Consider the following 17,172-nt stretch of genomic DNA (forward strand, 5'->3'; position numbering starts at 1 on the left):
ATCTCCTGGCACGTGTTTTTTCATCATTGGCTAGCGCCCTGCTGCCTACCCAGAATTAGACTCACGCCTTGCGTAAAGACCTGTTCGTAACTAAATTGCCTGCCTACCAACATGGACTGCTCTGATAGCGCCAAGCGCTGGGCTGGTGACAGAGCATAAAACGTCTCTATGGCTTCTCGGAGCCCTTCTTTCCCATTGTCATAAAAAAAGCCATTTCTTGCTTCTTCTAAATACTCCTTTGCTGCATGCAGCTTGGCGTTAGCAATCACGGGTACGCCGCACGCAAGCGCCTCTACTGCGACTAAACCAAAACTTTCTTTAACAGAAGGAAATACAAACACAGAAAACTGAGCAATTTTATTCGGCAGTTTGGTACGCGGAAGTGCCCCTGTAAATGTAACAAGCTCCCTTACATTGAGCCGCTCCGCTAACATTTCTAGCGCTTGCCGTTGAGTACCATCACCAATCATCACCAAACGCTTGTTGGGTATTGTTAGCTCCGCAAAGGCGTGCAGTAGCTCTTGGCAGTTTTTATTGAGCTCCAACCTTGAAACACAGCCAATCGTAAAGGCGTCTTCGGTACTGATATTCAGTGCCTTACTGGCGGCAATGAACTCCTCACCAATGTTATCAGGGTAAACTTTAATGATCCGCTCAATGGGAAAATGAAGCTCATGGCTTAGTTTTTGGCGAAAGTAGTCTGAAGGAGCAACACACAGGTCAATTCTTTTTTGTATGCGCTGAAAAAGCATGCGAAACAGTGACGACTGCACGATCTGATCCAAATCGGTGCCATGAAAACGCAGTACGATGTAAAAGCGCTTAGCCTTCATCAAACTCGCTAAATACAAAACGGGTAGAAAGTAGACGGGATAATGCACTTCGAGCACGGTTCCCACTGGCTGCTTAAAAAGCGACACACAGCAGCGGCCCAGCAGACCAGCGTAAAGTTTTATTTTACTTAGCGCACCGCTAGGCTTTTCTTTAATAGCCACTAACTCGACATTTTCATCACCGAGAGCTTTTCTCCACGCCTGCTCAGTTGAACGCACAAATGTACCGTAGTGCGGTGCTGACGCCGTTGGATACATATTAGTCCAAAGCAAAACATGGCTCACAGCAAGGGTCCTTTTATACCAAGGTATGTCGCAATATTATCGCCAAGCTCGCTGCTGGTTTCTTTGTCTACCGTTGCCACCTGAGAGTCATGTGTAGCAATAAGCTTGTTTAGGGCACTAAAGAAAGCGGGCTTGTCTGCACAAAATTCCAGCGTGGGATATTTACCAGCAAAGGCTTGAGCAGTATCAAGCTGATGATCGTTTCGATGCTCGCCTAAGGCATATTGGCGAGGTAAAAACACGCCTCTTTTATCATGATCGAGACATGACAAAATGCTGCCCATCCCCGCATGAGACACGATACCGTCTGCCTGGCAGAACCAGTAATAGTACTGTTCGCTTGATAATGTTTTAAAAATCTCTATCGAAGGACTACTAAAGTGGCTGTCTTCGCCTATCTGGGCAACCACCTTACCTGTGTAGCCAACCTCAGTACGCCATTCGTCAAAATACTCAAGCAGTCGATCAAAAGGCAGCTGGGTACCCACGGTGATAAAGATCATAATACTTTCCCCCAGTAACCAATGCGCTTGTCGTTCTCAGATAAATGCTCCCACTGGGTTAGGCATACGTCACAGAAAAATTTTGCGATATTGCCTGAAAAAGACAGCTTCTGATAATTAGCCATGCTATCTAGCCAAATGACTTTATTACCTTTTAACTTAGCCACAAAACAAAAGATAAGCCCCGGTAACGCACCGGTTGAGATAACGACATCCGGCTTAGCCTGCTTAAGCAGTGCTGACGCTTGGCGAAAGGCTCCTAGAATATTCCATATTCCACTATCGCGATGCACATTCGTGAAGTAGAGCGCTTTTACATCATCCACCTGAACATCCTGTTCAGTGACTGCAAAAACGAACGTTGCATCACCATCGTTCGCTTCACTCTTAATTTGTTTATACAAACGTTTAAGCTGTATAAAATGACCGCCAAAAGAAGCTACCATCAAAATTCTCATCTACCTTCTCCTTGAAACGAGGTGTGCTTCTCTTTCACTCTATAGACATAGCTGACTAAAAAAGCGGTAGCGCTGGACGCGATGCCGGAATTCACCACATGCCCCGCGGTTAAGCTGACACCTATCAGTGTAATAGCCAACAAAATAAAGCAAATGCCATCTTTTGGACTAATTGCGAATAATTGAGTTGACCACTTAAGCATCAACAACCACGGCAAATAAAAAACAAGCGGCCCTACTATTCCAAAAGCAATAAACACATCGACTAAATCAATTTCGACCAACGAACCTCTAACTGCTAACAAGTGATCTACACCAGCACCGAGAAAGATATCAAGAAAATTAAAATTGATAACCACTTGATCAAAGGCATCTTGCAAGAAGGTAATACGACCACTAAGTAGCGCCCCCCAGATACCGCCATGCAGGCTGTAAAGGTATAAGATTCGATCAAGTAAGCCAGTAACTTGAATAAACTGATACCCAAGCACCAATATAACGAACGTACCCAAAAGGCCTAATATATAAATGACAGGAATACGTTTTACATTAAAGTAACCGCCGTGAATCAAAGCATATAAATAGGCAAGACAAATCCCAATCATGGCAACTTTAGTGGCCTTCATCAGGAAAAAAAGCAGCAGCACCAGAAATACACCGGAGAGTATCCAAACGTTTCTATTTTCAGCGATATAAAAAAGAACGATGCTTGCTGAAGCAAGCATTAAATAACTCATTTCATTACCCGCAATAATAAAGCCCTTACCGCCTATTCCACCCGCGTACTGAGATTCCCCTATACCAAAAACACCCAGAGTGACATTCGCCGCCATAGCGACAAAGTATAAAAGCATCAGCGCAGCTATCTTTCTACCACTCCAAAAGCCACCATTATCACTCTCACCTATCAGATAAAACAACAGTGCAAGCGTTAAAAGGCCTCGTACAGCCCAGGTAATACTTTCCGTTACAGCACCATAGGCAAACAGTTGGTAGGCAATACTAGCCACTACCAATGTGATCATGATTAACAATTGAAAAAAGCGCCAAGGGTGGTATACCAGCAGCATCAGCACAACACCAATGAAGCCTATTGCTTTATAGGGAGCAGATATACTCGGTATTGCCGTCTCCTGGTAATAGAAGTAGCCATTCAAGGTATCTACTGCTGGCCATAACACCAGAAATATCAACAGTGTGATATCAAGGCAGGTCTTAACCTTTACATCCATGACTAATCGCCACGTTGGTAAGCAACGCGCACTTTTTTCGCAAAAATGCTCATTACCGCAGCAATGGGTGCGAATAGCAACGCTAATAACAAGCCTACTGCGACGATAAAGCTCCTCCCCAATCCAACTGGCTCCAAGCTTCTTACTGCAAGCTGGGATGCCTCGCCTTCATTAATGCTGTCGATACGGCGTTCTAATAAAAACACTTTTTCGAAATAGGCGGCCTCAAGCTCACCAGCCGTTTCACTGTTGCTGGTGCGAGCAGCCTCTAATGCTTCTGAATACGCTTCAAATTGATATTGAAGATTATTCTTGAGCATATTAACTGAATTTCTTTGATCATTTTCTATCGCTTGAACAAGGCCATCATGAAAGCGTTCGATAAGCGGTTGAAATTTTTCTTCTGATACACTGGTCACTCTTAGTAGAAGAGTATTCCGCGGATTATTAACATTAACCTCGAAAGGCAGCTCTGAAACATTGCTGTCTGACAACATATTACGCCGCTGCTGTTCTAAAAAAACATTGTTAACTTTTGCAATAACTTCCTCTGGTGTTTCTAAGCCTCGCTTCACGCCTTCAACTGTTTCATAGGAAGCGACGCTATACATTGTTGTAAATCCATACTTAACCGGCTTTAAAATAGCAATTAGCACAGTGGTTATTAACACTATCATGATACAGCTCAACATCACCCTCCATTGCTGGAGCAAGAGCACCACAAAGTCAACCAGTGTTATGTCGCCTGCTTTGTTCATGTCTTTATTATCCATACACCTTCCCTTGCCCTCATTGAAACTTAAAACATAACTTATAGGTAACGGTCATTATTTCTAGTTATTAATTATCAATATGAACTGATTAAACACTCACACTTTCCAGCCTTTTTTTAACCATTTCACTGAACAGCCGTAATCAATAACGTAAGCACCCCGGCAACCCATTCTCATTTTTCTATGATAAAAAGCACCACTAATTCTTAGCGTTATCATACCTGTTTGCTCGTAGCTATGTAACTCAGTGTAGCTAAGATTAACTCAAGCTCTCTTCATTTTGGTTCAAAAAGCGCTTAGTCGCGAGTTCAAAATTTTTATACTCCCAGGGAAGCACCCAAGCAAATCAAGCAACTTAGCTCAGAAGGCTAAAATGAGGCCTTTTCGGACTTACGTATTGGGGCCAAAAAAAACCGGCCTCACAATGAGGCCGGTTCTATTTCTACTTACAGGGGTTACCTGCTAAGCATGGCGATAGAGCCAAGCTTAGAAGTGGTAACGTGCGCCTGTCAGGTAGTATACGTCGTCGCCATCAGCGTTGACTTCAGAGTCAAGGCCGTCAAGAGTAACGTTGATTGACTGCTGGTCAGCTTGGTTCAACTCAACGAATACGTCGAAGTTGCTGGAAACTTTGTAGTAAGTACCCAGAGACCATGCAGTACGGTCGTCGTCTTGACCATCAGGATCTACATTGTAGATGTCTGCAGCGAATGCCCAAGGACCAGTGGTGTAAGTACCACCCAGACCAACGGTGTCGTAACCGCCGCCAAGAGTATCGCTGTTTTCACGACCTTCATAACCTAAACGCAGAGACAGTTGGTCGCTAACGGCGTAAGAACCGATCAGACCACCCAGCATTTCGCCGTTGCCGCCGCCACGCACTACGTCGTCAACAAAACCTAGACCAACAGTGATCGGGCCTTGCTCGTAACGTACGCCACCTTGTGCAGCAACTACGTTACCTTCGTCACGAACCGGCTCAAGCTCGCCACGCTCGCTGTAGTGTTTCAGCTGCAGGAAGGCAGTCCAGCCTTGAAGATCAGGCGTGTAGTAACCGATAGAGTCGCCACGCGACTGTTTCGGGTGACCAGCAAATTCTAGACCACGGTCGATGTAAACATCGAAAGGCAGAGAAACAAACTGGTTGTAGAAGCTGTCGAAGTTACCAGCTTGAACAGTACCGTACTGCTTGCTCTGCAGACCTAGGTAGCTTTGACGAATTTCAGTGAAGCCAGACTCGGTGTAACGCTCGTCACCACGGAAGCGCCACTCTAAACGACCGAAAGCGGTCAGGTCAGAGTTAACTTCTTGGCTCATACGCAGGCCAAGACGAGAATAGACGTCAACGAACTCTTCGCTGTTGTCGATTTTTTCGTTAGCGTCGTTGTACTCGGGACCGCCACCAGCGATACCCATGGCGATACGGCCATAGACGTCGAGTTTGGTGCCGTCTTGGTCATAAACGGTAGCTGCTTGAGCGGCAGCAGAGGCACCGAGGGCGCCAATGATAGCAGTCGCTAAAAGTGTCTTTTTCATGATGTAGGTTCCTTAACTAGCTTACTGTTTCGATCGTTACCGCAAACTTATTGTGAAGTCTGCAGCTGGCTTGCGGGCCATGCTCTTTATGCCATCCTCCGGTTTTTCCCGGTGGTATGCGGCATGTCCTCAACTAAGCCTTGTTATAGTCCAATGCTCGCAGGTCAAACTCTATACTGGGATTCCAGTGAACGCAATAGAAAAAAACAGTGTTTTTTTACGATTTGCATTTTTTTAAGGAACCCATGGGCAACTGGCTGGTCTCAGCGCCCGGTAAATTTCTGCTGAAGCCCCCTTAATTTATCCTCTAAGCTAAGCGGTTTAGCTGCTTCAACTTTTTCCGTCGCTTCATTCTTCCCCTGCTGCTCATGCGTTTTCACAGGTGCTGGGGTAGCATTTTCTGATGCCTTTTGAAGCGCTTGTTTCGATGCCTGTTTTGAAGACTGTCTTGGAGACTGTCTTGGAGACTGTCTTAAAGACTGCGTTGAAGATTGTTGCGACTTTCTGTTTTCTAAAGACTGCCTATTTTCTAAAGACTGCCTATTTTCTAAAGGCTGCGCTTGCTTTGGTGTATTGCTGCTTAGCTTAACTTTTCGTCGCTCGCTGGCATGTCGCGCCGCTTCTTTATCGACTTTCCCCGCTGGGTTTCCATCCAAGTCAATACGCTCAGCACCTTCTCGCATGGATTTCACATAGCGGGGCAGATTCACATAGTTAGCTAATGCTCGGCGAATCAACTTCCCCGACCAGGGTTCTCGCTGGGCTAAATCCTGATGAATACCCACTTTCAGCGGTTTAGTATGACCAGTGAAAAACGCTTGCGGGTAACGTTTGTACCACTGATTCAACAACATTTGCGGGGAAGGCGGCTGCGGCGCTGCTGCAGTTTCTGTTTGTTTTTCTGTCGCTGCTGTTTCTGCCACTGCTGTTTCTACTGCTACTTTCTCTTCACCCATGGACCTTGAGGCTAACGCTTCTTCTGGCGTTTTTTCTACGGCCATTGCGTCGGACTTTTCTGAAGAGGGCTTTGCATCTACTGCAGACAGCTCAGACTGGGCAGGGCCTTTTAGCGCCGGTGCAGGCGGCGGGATCTGTGCTACTTGATCAACCAACTGCCTTTTGAGCATTTCGTTTTCTTCACGCAACGCGTTCAGTTCGGCTTTGGTCTGCTCAAGGTGCGTTTCTAATGTTTCTAACAGATCCAGTACTGTTGCGGCCATAACCCCTCCCTCTTTGCGCTGATCAGTCGGCGACCCGCTCGTAGACTACAAAGTCGTATTGGGGCTGCCCTTCTGCTGGTTTGCCCGCCACACGCTGAACTTCCTGCCACTCATCCATAGAGAATTCTGGGAAAATGGCATCACCATCGACATCGACATCTACTTCAGTAATATAGAGGCGCTGGGCATAAGGAAGCGCTTGGCGATAAATCTCTCCCCCTCCCATCACCATAATTTCTTCTGCGGCTTCAATAGTGGCCTGCTGGTCGGCTAAAGCCAATGCCGCAGGTAGCTCATGGCATACCCGCACACCTTCAACGGCAAAATTTGCATCACGCGTTACCACAATATTGAGCCGATTGGGCAACGGTTTGCCTATTGATGCATAGGTTTTGCGTCCCATGACGAGTGGTTTGGCCTGAGTCATACGCTTGAAGAACTTTAGATCTTCAGGCAAATACCAAGGCAACTTACCGTCGACACCAATCACCCTATTTTTAGCCATCGCCACAATCATCGCTATTGGCACCAGGGGGTCATAAGCATGTTGCTGCTGACTCATACGGCTACCTCTGCTTTGATATGGGGGTGTGATTCGTAGTCTTCGATATGAATGTCGTCAAAGGTGAAATCAAACAAATCAGTTACCTGGGGATTTAGCACCAAGCGTGGCGGCGTTTTAGGTGTGCGGCTCAACTGTTCCTGGGCTTGATCCAAGTGATTGCTATAAAGGTGGGCGTCGCCCAGTGTGTGTACAAACTCCCCGGGCTCTAAGCCTGTTACCTGGGCCACCATACTGAGCAGCAATGCATAGCTTGCAATATTAAACGGCACACCTAAAAAAATATCTGCACTGCGTTGGTAAAGCTGACACGATAAACGCCCATTGGCCACATAAAATTGAAATAAACAGTGGCAAGGCGGCAGTTTCATTTCATCAACTTGACCTGGATTCCAGGCCGACACAATCAGTCGCCGTGATTGAGGTGTGGTGCGAATTTGCTCTAACACGTTAGAAATCTGATCGACGCTACCGCCATTGGGATTCGGCCAACTGCGCCACTGATAACCATAGACCGGACCCAGATTACCGTTTTCATCAGCCCAGTCGTCCCAGATGCGTACGCCATTCTCTTTGAGATACCCGATATTGGTATCTCCTTTTAGAAACCACAGCAGCTCATGAATAATTGAGCGCAGGTGCAGCTTTTTAGTGGTTAGCAGCGGAAAACCACGAGAGAGGTCAAAACGCATCTGATGACCAAACACTGAGCGCGTACCAACGCCAGTGCGATCATTCCGGTCAACGCCTTGCTCCATCACGGTGCGCATTAGATCGAGATACGGCTGTTCAAGCGCTTCTTTTGGCGGGGGCGTTATTGCAGTCACAGAAATTCCAGATTAAAAATCAATTTGGGTACATATTCTATACGCGTAAGCATCATGCGACCAGAAGCATTCCTGTGACCCTCACTCCTCACTTTCTACACCTTGGCATCAATGGGTTGATTGCGGGACCAGACGATGAGAACAAGGCCTAACGCAATCATTGGGAGCGTAAGGAGCATACCCATGGTGAACCAGCCAAAGGCGAGATAACCGATGTGGGCATCAGGCATGCGTACAAATTCAACCATAAAGCGGAAGACGCCGTAACCTAACAAGAACAAGCCAGAGACAAATCCTCGGGCGCGCGGCTTGGCAGATACCCACCATAAAATAGCAAACAGCACGACACCTTCCAGAAAGGCTTCGTAAAGCGCTGAAGGGTGGCGTGGCTCTGGCCCCATACCAGGGAAGGGCATGCCCCACGGTAGTGACGTCACCCGCCCGGGTAGCTCATGGTTGATGAAATTACCAATTCGCCCTGCACCTAAACCAATCGGTACCAGCGGGGCAATGAAGTCCGCGAGGGTAAAAAAAGCTAGTTGTTTACGACGGGCAAATAACCATGCGGCAAGCAGTACGCCTAATAAACCACCATGAAAACTCATGCCGCCATCCCATACGCGGAACACCCATAACGGGTCAGCCGTCCACTGTCCTAGTCCGTAAAACAGTGCGTATCCTAATCGCCCCCCCACCACCACACCAATGGCGCAGTAAAAAAGCAAATCACCGATATCATCTTTCGTAAGCTCAATACGTGGCGCCCGTTTACACCCCAGCCACCATGCCGCAACAAACCCCACCACATACATTAAGCCGTACCAATGCACCTGCAACGGGCCAAGTGAAATCGCTACAGGGTCGATCGTTGGATAATTAATCATCGAGAATCTCTAAAGCAAACAGAAAGAAAACAGCAGTGTGGCATCAGTGAATTACGCCAATATGAAGCGCAAACCCACCACGGCCAACAGCGTTGCAAATGAAAACCTAAGCACGTTGGCAGGGAGAATATGGGCCAAGCGTACGCCAAGCCGCGCAAAGGGAACGCTTGTTAGCACAATTCCAAGAAAGGCTGGCCACAGGATAAAGCCTGTCGCCCACTGGGGAAGAAGCGGATTCCCCCACCCTACAACAATAAACGTTAACGCCCCAACCGCCGCTATTGGTAAGCCACACGCCGCAGAGGTTCCCACCGCTTGGGTCATGCTTGCACCACACCGTGAAAGCCAAGGCACTGTCATTGTGCCTCCTCCGATACCAAACAGTGCTGATATGGCCCCCACTACGCCACCTGCAATGGTCATAGAAACTTTTCCCGGTGGCGTACTGCCTGGCTTTGGCGAAAGGCCAACAATCATTTTGGTTGCCAACAGCAATACGAACACCCCGAATAATGTTCCCAAAACGGTGCCAGAAAGGTTGCCAGCAATAAATACACCCCCGATGGCTCCCAACATAAGTCCGGGCAACAACGCCATGAACCATGGCTTATGAATACTGCCTTTCCGGTAGTGCCCTAATGCTGACGAAGCCCCTGTGATTACAATTGTTGCCAGGGAGGTGCCTACCGCAAGATGCATGATGATGTCAGGAGCAACCCCTTGCAGGCCAAATGCAAAGACAAGCGCAGGCACAATGATTAAACCGCCCCCTACTCCAAACAAACCAGCCATGGTGCCTGCCACTGCGCCTAGCAACAAATACCCTGCCAAAATACTTAATATTGTCATTTATTTTGCACCTGACTATTCGCGACAGGAACCCATTTGCTAATCATGCTGAGCAGTGTTTCAGGTTTATAGGGCTTGGCTAGTACGTCATCCATTCCTGCGGCGTTATAAGCGCCATGACCAGCATTATCAACGTTCGCGGTGAGAGCAATCAAAACACTGCGCCGCTGACTGCCACTATGACGCTCAAAGTTTCGCCAGCGGCGTGCGGCTTCTAGCCCGTCTAAGGTTGGCATAAAAATATCCATAAACACGAGATCATAAAAAACCGTTTGCTGGCAGTCTAAAGCCTGCTCACCACTACTGACGCCGTCTACCTGAAACCCCTGGGTTTCGAGCATTTGGCGCGCAAGCATTAAATTAACAGGGCCATCGTCAACTACCAAGATACGTAGTTTGCGCTCAGAAGCTGGAAGCGGCTGCTCATAAGCATCTGTTTCATTAGCACTTTGCTGAACAAAATTAGTAAGCAGTGCGCGTATATCCGCGAGTCGCTCTCGCACGTGAGTAATATTCTTGTGACATGTTTCTGAATTATCCATCTGTAACATATCGCTCAAATGATCAAACAGATTGTCGGCTTCGCGCTGAAGTAACGTTAGATAACCAGACTTCAAGCGTGACTCTTCCCGCGCACGGTCGCGCCCAGCAATGAGGTGCTTCAACTGTTTTTGCTGGTGATGAAGGTCATCAAGCAAGGTTTGATCGGGTCGGAATGGCCCGCTTGAAGTAGCTAGGTGCTGGACATCCTCACCTGCACGAATGACGTCTGCTAACAGCTGATTGACCATTGCTAAGCGCTTAAGTGGTAGCTCCTCACCGATATCTTTCGCCTTTGAAGGAGCCTGCCCCGCTTTTCGATTAACCAATGTGGCGGCATGGCGCTCTAACTCAGCCAACTCTTGCATGAAACGGGTGTCTTTTTGCTTTGCGCGACTCTTAACCAGCATCAAAAAAACACCGACGTTCAAACAGCTGCCTAGTAGCAACGCGAGGGTCAACCACAGAGTGGTACTCCACGATGTTTGGCTGGGGGAGAGCCCCCAGACCACCAGCCCTACCAACACACAAAGCAGTACCAAGGCCGCCTGAATGAGTAAAAGAGGCCACAGAACAGGCCAGACAATCGCATTCCAGAAGTGCTCTCGCTGATAGCATTGCATAGTGTGTGCGCCTTCCTAGGTGGCTTTTTAAACATTTCGCCTTAACATGTTGGCAGTCATAGCATGGCTGAGCATATTTATATTAATGTTAAGTGTATGTCTACGCCTCAATACTGTCATGCCACACTGACTGATTGAGGTCCTGTTACTATTCGTGAGCCTTACTTATGTGTTTAATCACCTTCTCTTGGTCCCCTGGCTCGTCAATACCATTACGCTTGGCAGGCAACCGAGATGAATTCCATCAGCGGCCTACTGCACCTCTTGCTCACTGGGGAGAACACACCGCCTTACTGGGAGGGCGCGACTTGGAAGCCGGGGGTACGTGGCTAGCCGCCAATTCACAAGGCGTTGTTGCAGCGCTGACCAATGTGCGTGACCCCGACCTGGTGACACCCACTAACGCGCCGAGCCGAGGCGAACTTGTTGCTAGCGTTTTACAAAGTGACGATGTGGAAGCATGGCTTAAAACACAGGAGCGCACGACCGCACATCGTTATGCCGGATTTAATCTTTTGGTTGCGACACAACACCGCATGTGGCACCTGCACCGTGGCCGTCATGGGGTAGCGCTTAATAGCGTGCCCCCGGGAGTACATGGCTTGTCAAATGCAACCCTGAATACCCCCTGGCCAAAATTAAATCTGGTTCGCGCCGCCTTGTTAAATAGTAATGACGAACAGTGGCAGGCCGCGACGCAATTTGCGCTGCATAACCCTCAAACCGCACCTGATGAGCAGCTACCCGATACGGGTGTCGGCTTAACGCTGGAGCGCCAGCTCTCCTCCGCATTTATTGTTGGCGAACACTACGGCACTCGTGCAACCACTTGGCTAACGCTAAACAACCGGGGAGAAGTGGAGATAACCGAGCAGCGGTTTGGACCACTCGGTCGTTTTGAGGGAGAAACCACATTGATAGCACCACGCCCCCAGTCGCTATACTAGCCCCAGCACTAATCTCGCGGCGGCATTAAGTGTGAAAGCTGCCACTCATCCATACGCTGATTAAGATGCTCATGTACTAATGCTGGAGTATCCAGATCCATGATCTCTTTAAGCAGCGTTTGTGCATCGTGCATCGGCACTCGGCGGATAGCGGCCCGCACTCTAGGCAGACTAGGAGCATTCATAGACAGGCTGGTGAATCCCATGGCCATTAATAGCAGCGCACCAGCAGGGTCACCCGCTAATTCCCCGCAAAGCGATATAGGCTTTTCTAGCCGAGTGGCATCCTGGGCGAGTTCTTGCAGCGCCCCCAGCAGCGCCGGGTGCAACGCATCGTACAGGCTAGATACGCGAGGATTGTTACGATCCACCGCTAGCAAATATTGCGTAAGGTCGTTACTACCCACCGAGAAGAAATCGACCCGCTTCGCCAGCGCATCCATTTGATAAATAGTGGCAGGTACTTCAATCATAACGCCCACTTTAGGCCGTTTGACGTCAATACCTTCTTCGCCTAACTCTAAAATGGCACGATCCAGCAGACGAATCGCTTCATCCACCTCTTCCACATTGGTAATCATCGGGAAGAGCACATAGAGATTATTCAAGTCATGCGATGCTTTCAGCATCGCACGCAGCTGTACCATCAATACTTCTGGGTGATCGAGGGTTACCCGCATTCCCCGCCAACCCAAGAATGGATTAGCTTCTTCAATGGGAAAATAAGGCAGATCTTTATCGCCGCCGATATCCAGTGTTCGCATTACCACCGGCAATGGTGCAAAGCCTTCCAACTGCTCGCGGTACATGCGCATTTGTTCTTTTTCACCGGGAAAGCGCTCGGTAATCATAAACGGCACTTCGGTTCGATATAGGCCTACGCCGCCGATACGGCTTTTAAGCAACGCCGAAGCATCAACCGCTAGCCCAGTATTGACCATTAATGGCATGGCATGGCCATCTGGCGTTTCGCTGGGCAAGTCTTGTTCGTGCTCCAGTAGCTCGCTCAGCGCTGCTTCCTCAGCAATCAAGCTTTCGTAGCGAGTTCTTAGCTCTGGCGCTGGTCGCACAAACAGCCGCCCTCGGTGGCCATCAAGCACTACTGGCGCGCCGTTTAAACGTGGCAGCGGGAGATCCACCATCCCAAGCACCGTCGGAATACCCATGGCACGGGCGACAATAGCAACATGCGAGGTACTTGAACCGCGCACAGACACCAAGCCCTTTAGCTTGTCCCTTGGCACCTCTCCCAACATGGCAACGCTGATTTCATCGCCTACTAAAATGGCGTTTTCTGGGTAGGTTTCTGGGGTCGAAGGCGTGTCTTCTTGCAGATGAGCCAACACACGACGACCAAGATCACGAATATCCGCCGCTCGCTCACGCAAATAATCGTCGTCTACGCGTTCAAGGTATTGCACATGGCGGCGCACGACATCGGCTAACGCACCAGGTGCCCACTGCCCTTCACGAATACGCTTTTCCACTTCTTCAGAGAGCGCCGCTTCGCCAAGCATTTGCTGGTAAACGTCGAATAGCGCCAGCTCTTGGGAAGAAATACGATTAACCAAGCGCTCTGCCGCTGCGCGGATTTCATCGCGTGTTTTGCCAATGGCTTCCTTTAGTCGTGCGACTTCATAGTCTTGATCGCTCGGAATAAGATCAGGCACGCTGTTAAGATCAGCGGGCGGCGTGATCACCACCGCCTCCCCCATGGCCATTCCTGGGGAAGCAGCCACGCCTTTAAACATGGCTTGCCCACCCGGAAGCGCAGGGCGAGCAAGGTTGCCGGTAGCAAGCGCGTGAGCTAGCACGCCTGCCAACTGAGCAGCCATGGTGACGAGAAAAGCTTCATCTTCGTCGTCGTACTGACGTTTTTCAGCTTGCTGTACGACCAAAACGCCCAGCATGAGGCGCTGATGGATAATCGGCACCCCTAAGAAGCTTGAGTAACGCTCTTCGCCAGTTGCTTCAAAATAACGAAAGTGAGGATGACTCTGTGCATCTTCTAAATTAAGCGGCTCGCTGCGCTTAGCCACTAGACCTACCAAGCCTTCGCCAAGCGGAAGCACAACGCGACCAACTGCTTGCGTGCGCAGGCCAATTGTTTCCATCAATACGAGTGACTCAAGCTCCTTATCATATAAATAGAAGGAGCATACATCCGTCTGCATGGCCTTTCGTATGCGGCGTACCATCGTTGACAGCGCGGCGTCGAGGTTTCGAGCGCCATTCACTTCTTGAATGACGCGTCGCAGTACCTCAAGCATGGACGTTTTCCTATTCACTATTATTTGCCTCGCTGAGGGATTTTCGGCCAGCTGTCACTGCGTCCTTCGAAGCGTCGCCTTTGAACTGTTTCTTTTGAACAGTTTACCTAGAACAGCTTCCTGAAACAGTGGAGCGCACGTTACCCATCGTAATCTTGTTGCGCCAAACGCTGAACGCGAGGAGAAAGCTCCCGTAGCGCGCGTCGATATACCTCTCGTTTGAACGGCACCACTTGCCCTAGTGGGTACCAGTAACTTACCCACCGCCAACCATCAAACTCGGGTTTAGGCGTTGCCGTCATGCAGATTCGGTTTTCTTGGCAGCGAATCTTGAGTAAAAACCATTTCTGCTTTTGGCCGATACAAACCGGCCTTGAGTGGGTGCGTATCATGCGTCGTGGCAGACGGTAGCGCAGCCATCCCCGGGTGCAGGCGACAATATCAACATCGTCGGCGGTTAGACCGATCTCCTCAAAAAGCTCACGAAAAAGCGCTTGATGTGGTGTTTCGTTAGCCTTGATGCCTCCCTGGGGAAACTGCCACGCGTTTTGCCCTACACGACGCGCCCAAAGCAGCTGCCCCTGGCTATTGGCAATAATAATGCCAACATTGGGGCGAAAGCCGTCAGCGTCGATCACGGACATCACCTTAATAAATTTTCAGTTGTCCCCATTTTTCCACAAGGGAGACAAGCGTATCAATACAATATAACGCTAAGTGGTTAAACCAAGGTGACTCTGCGATAATCCGCCGCTTTGCGAACCATCGCCAACGACCAATATTGACGACTAACTTAACCATAAGGGGAGCGCCGTGAGTCTGGCTATTTTCGATTTGGATAATACGCTGATATCCATCGACAGCGATCATGCCTGGGGCGAGTTTTTGCTCGAACAGGGGGCCGTTGATCCAATTGCCTACCGCGAGGCCAATGAGCGCTTCATGGCGGACTACAATGCAGGCACGCTAGACATGGCGGCTTTTTTGGAAATGGCATTGAAGCCACTGGCTGAAAATACGCCGGAACAGTTGGCCGCTTGGCACCAGCAGTTTATGGCCAGCAAAATCGAGCCGAATATCTTGCCTAAAGCAGAAGAGCTATTGGCTCGACACCGCACAAAAGGCGATACGCTACTGATCATCACCGCCACTAATCGCTTTATTACTGCCCCCATCGCTAATCGTTTGGGCGTGGACGACTTGATTGCTGTTGACCCAGAAATAGTAGACGGCCGCTATACCGGTCGAGTGGCGGGCACTCCCAGCTACCGTGAAGGCAAAGTGACTCGTTTAAAGCAGTGGCTTGAGGGCCAAGAGTTCACCATGGACGGCGCATGGTTTTACAGCGACTCTCACAACGACCTTCCCCTCCTTGAACAAGTAGAGCATCCGGTTGCTGTCGACCCCGACGACACCCTCCGCCAAATTGCTGAAGAACGCCAATGGCGCATTATGAGCCTGCGCGATTGAGCCAACTGATTCGCGGGTGCGCTGACGCTTACACGTGCTACAAACCCGTTAATTCAGTACGTTAACCGTAGCGCGTGGTAACGAATCTTGCGGGGAACGAGCAAATGAGGCACCCGCGAACGGCGCAGCCGCCCAATAAAAAACCCCGCAAGCACTATGATTGCGGGGTTTGGTATTACTAGGCATTGTTCTTAAAACTGTTTTTAGAACAGTTCAAAGAACGCCAGCCAGCGTACTTAGCCGAGCAGGTGCTCAACGGCCGCGCGCTCTTCACGCAGTTCTTTCTCGGTAGCCTGCATCTTCTCTTTGCTGAACGCGTCCAACTCAAAGCCTTGAACGATTTCATACTTGCCACCCTGACAACGCACTGGGTAGGAGTAGATGATACCTTCTTCAATGCCGTAGCTGCCGTCAGACGGGATCGCCATGCTAACGATGCCATCGCAACCCAGCGCCCAATCACGCATGTGATCAATCGCTGACGATGCCGCAGATGCTGCAGAAGACGCGCCACGGGCTTTAATAATCGCCGCACCGCGCTGCTGTACTGTCGGGATAAAGTCGTTTTCGTACCAGTCACGCTCGACCAGATCGAAGGCGGCTTTGCCGTCTACTTTGCACTGCGCCAGATCAGGGTACTGAGTAGCACTGTGGTTGCCCCAGATAATCATGCTGTCAACGTCAGTAACGTGCTTGCCGGTTTTCTGAGCCAACTGTGTCAGCGCACGGTTGTGGTCCAAACGCGTCATCGCAGTGAACTGGCCTGCATCGAGGTCCGGCGCATTGCAAGAAGCAATCAATGCATTGGTGTTAGCCGGGTTACCGACAACGAGTACGCGCACATCACGGCTAGCGTGATCGTTCAGCGCTTTACCTTGTACAGAGAAGATCGCGGCGTTGGCTTCCAGCAGATCTTTACGCTCCATACCCGGGCCACGCGGGCGTGCGCCTACCAGCAAGGCGAAATCGGCATCTTTGAAGGCAACGTTCGGATCATCAGTGGCAACGATGTCTTGTACCAACGGGAAGGCACAGTCGTTCACTTCCATGACAACGCCATTCAGGGCGTCCATGGCCTGGGGAATTTCGAGAAGCTGGAGAATGACTGGCTGATCCGACCCCAGCATATCGCCAGCGGCGATGCGGAAAATAAGAGAGTAGCTGATCTGGCCGGCACCGCCGGTAATCGCAATACGTACTGGATCTTTCATCATTGCTCCTTGATGGTTCGCCTAGTGTGGGTTCTCGCCTGAGAGTGGGACGACAGAACTCAAGACGCAAAGATGGTATGCCCAGATGTGCAAAAACTCAATCATACATGAGACTACTACCCATTCTCTCAGCGGCTTGGTACTCGCTG

General features: G+C 49.6%; 17 protein-coding genes. 2 read left to right on the forward strand and 15 right to left on the reverse strand.

Annotation, left to right across the window (positions count from 1 at the left end; translation table 11 throughout):
- Positions 1 to 23: 23 nt before the first annotated feature.
- The 12 genes from B6A39_RS12490 to B6A39_RS12545 form a co-directional block, all read right to left on the reverse strand.
- A complete protein-coding gene (locus tag B6A39_RS12490; RefSeq protein ID WP_156886227.1) occupies positions 24 to 1,118 on the reverse strand; it encodes a glycosyltransferase family 4 protein in 1,095 nt (364 codons plus the stop codon).
- Positions 1,115 to 1,621, reverse strand: a complete 507-nt coding sequence (locus B6A39_RS12495; protein WP_083006190.1) for a glycosyltransferase — start codon at positions 1,619 to 1,621, stop codon at positions 1,115 to 1,117. The genes B6A39_RS12490 and B6A39_RS12495 overlap by 4 nt, the downstream gene beginning before the upstream one ends.
- Positions 1,618 to 2,079: an oligosaccharide biosynthesis protein Alg14 gene (locus tag B6A39_RS12500; RefSeq protein ID WP_083006193.1), complete on the reverse strand. Its 462-nt coding sequence runs from the start codon at positions 2,077 to 2,079 to the stop codon at positions 1,618 to 1,620. The genes B6A39_RS12495 and B6A39_RS12500 overlap by 4 nt, the downstream gene beginning before the upstream one ends.
- On the reverse strand, positions 2,076 to 3,311 hold the full coding sequence (locus B6A39_RS12505) for a hypothetical protein (RefSeq protein WP_083006195.1): 1,236 nt from the start codon (positions 3,309 to 3,311) through the stop codon (positions 2,076 to 2,078). Before B6A39_RS12505 ends, B6A39_RS12500 begins: the two co-directional genes overlap by 4 nt.
- Before the next feature lie 2 nt (positions 3,312 to 3,313).
- Complete coding sequence (locus B6A39_RS12510) at positions 3,314 to 4,084, reverse strand: lipopolysaccharide biosynthesis protein (protein WP_083006197.1); 771 nt, start codon at positions 4,082 to 4,084, stop codon at positions 3,314 to 3,316.
- A 486-nt stretch (positions 4,085 to 4,570) separates the two neighbouring features.
- A complete protein-coding gene (locus tag B6A39_RS12515; protein WP_083006199.1) occupies positions 4,571 to 5,620 on the reverse strand; it encodes a porin in 1,050 nt (349 codons plus the stop codon).
- A gap of 263 nt (positions 5,621 to 5,883) precedes the next feature.
- A complete protein-coding gene (locus tag B6A39_RS12520; protein WP_083006201.1) occupies positions 5,884 to 6,840 on the reverse strand; it encodes a ProQ/FINO family protein in 957 nt (318 codons plus the stop codon).
- 22 nt (positions 6,841 to 6,862) lie between these two features.
- Complete coding sequence (locus B6A39_RS12525; protein WP_083006203.1) at positions 6,863 to 7,402, reverse strand: dihydrofolate reductase; 540 nt, start codon at positions 7,400 to 7,402, stop codon at positions 6,863 to 6,865.
- Positions 7,399 to 8,172 carry a thymidylate synthase gene (locus tag B6A39_RS12530; RefSeq protein ID WP_232318774.1) on the reverse strand — a complete coding sequence of 258 codons (774 nt, stop codon included), beginning with the start codon at positions 8,170 to 8,172 and terminating at the stop codon, positions 7,399 to 7,401. The genes B6A39_RS12525 and B6A39_RS12530 overlap by 4 nt, the downstream gene beginning before the upstream one ends.
- A gap of 152 nt (positions 8,173 to 8,324) precedes the next feature.
- Positions 8,325 to 9,113: a prolipoprotein diacylglyceryl transferase gene (gene lgt / locus B6A39_RS12535; protein ID WP_083006207.1), complete on the reverse strand. Its 789-nt coding sequence runs from the start codon at positions 9,111 to 9,113 to the stop codon at positions 8,325 to 8,327.
- Between the two features lie 51 nt (positions 9,114 to 9,164).
- Entirely contained in the window at positions 9,165 to 9,962 is a 798-nt protein-coding gene (locus tag B6A39_RS12540) for a sulfite exporter TauE/SafE family protein (RefSeq protein ID WP_083006209.1), read from the reverse strand.
- Positions 9,959 to 11,125 carry a response regulator gene (locus B6A39_RS12545; protein WP_083006211.1) on the reverse strand — a complete coding sequence of 389 codons (1,167 nt, stop codon included), beginning with the start codon at positions 11,123 to 11,125 and terminating at the stop codon, positions 9,959 to 9,961. Before B6A39_RS12545 ends, B6A39_RS12540 begins: the two co-directional genes overlap by 4 nt.
- Before the next feature lie 167 nt (positions 11,126 to 11,292).
- On the opposite strand from B6A39_RS12545, the gene B6A39_RS12550 reads away from it, so the two are divergent.
- Entirely contained in the window at positions 11,293 to 12,072 is a 780-nt protein-coding gene (locus tag B6A39_RS12550) for an NRDE family protein (protein WP_083006214.1), read from the forward strand.
- Between the two features lie 8 nt (positions 12,073 to 12,080).
- On the opposite strand, the gene ptsP is transcribed toward B6A39_RS12550, so the two are convergent.
- A complete protein-coding gene (gene ptsP, locus B6A39_RS12555) occupies positions 12,081 to 14,342 on the reverse strand; it encodes a phosphoenolpyruvate--protein phosphotransferase (RefSeq protein ID WP_083006216.1) in 2,262 nt (753 codons plus the stop codon).
- 140 nt (positions 14,343 to 14,482) lie between these two features.
- Positions 14,483 to 14,980 (reverse strand): RNA pyrophosphohydrolase, encoded by a 498-nt coding sequence (locus B6A39_RS12560; protein WP_083006218.1) that lies wholly within the window; start codon positions 14,978 to 14,980, stop codon positions 14,483 to 14,485.
- A gap of 175 nt (positions 14,981 to 15,155) precedes the next feature.
- On the opposite strand from B6A39_RS12560, the gene B6A39_RS12565 reads away from it, so the two are divergent.
- Positions 15,156 to 15,812 carry an HAD family hydrolase gene (locus tag B6A39_RS12565; protein WP_083006220.1) on the forward strand — a complete coding sequence of 219 codons (657 nt, stop codon included), beginning with the start codon at positions 15,156 to 15,158 and terminating at the stop codon, positions 15,810 to 15,812.
- Positions 15,813 to 16,048: 236 nt separating this feature from the next.
- Here B6A39_RS12565 and B6A39_RS12570 read toward each other — a convergent pair whose 3' ends face one another.
- Complete coding sequence (locus B6A39_RS12570; protein ID WP_083006222.1) at positions 16,049 to 17,023, reverse strand: malate dehydrogenase; 975 nt, start codon at positions 17,021 to 17,023, stop codon at positions 16,049 to 16,051.
- Positions 17,024 to 17,172 lie beyond the last annotated feature (149 nt).

The sequence above is a fragment of the Halomonas sp. GT genome (assembly GCF_002082565.1).
GTDB lineage: Bacteria > Pseudomonadota > Gammaproteobacteria > Pseudomonadales > Halomonadaceae > Vreelandella.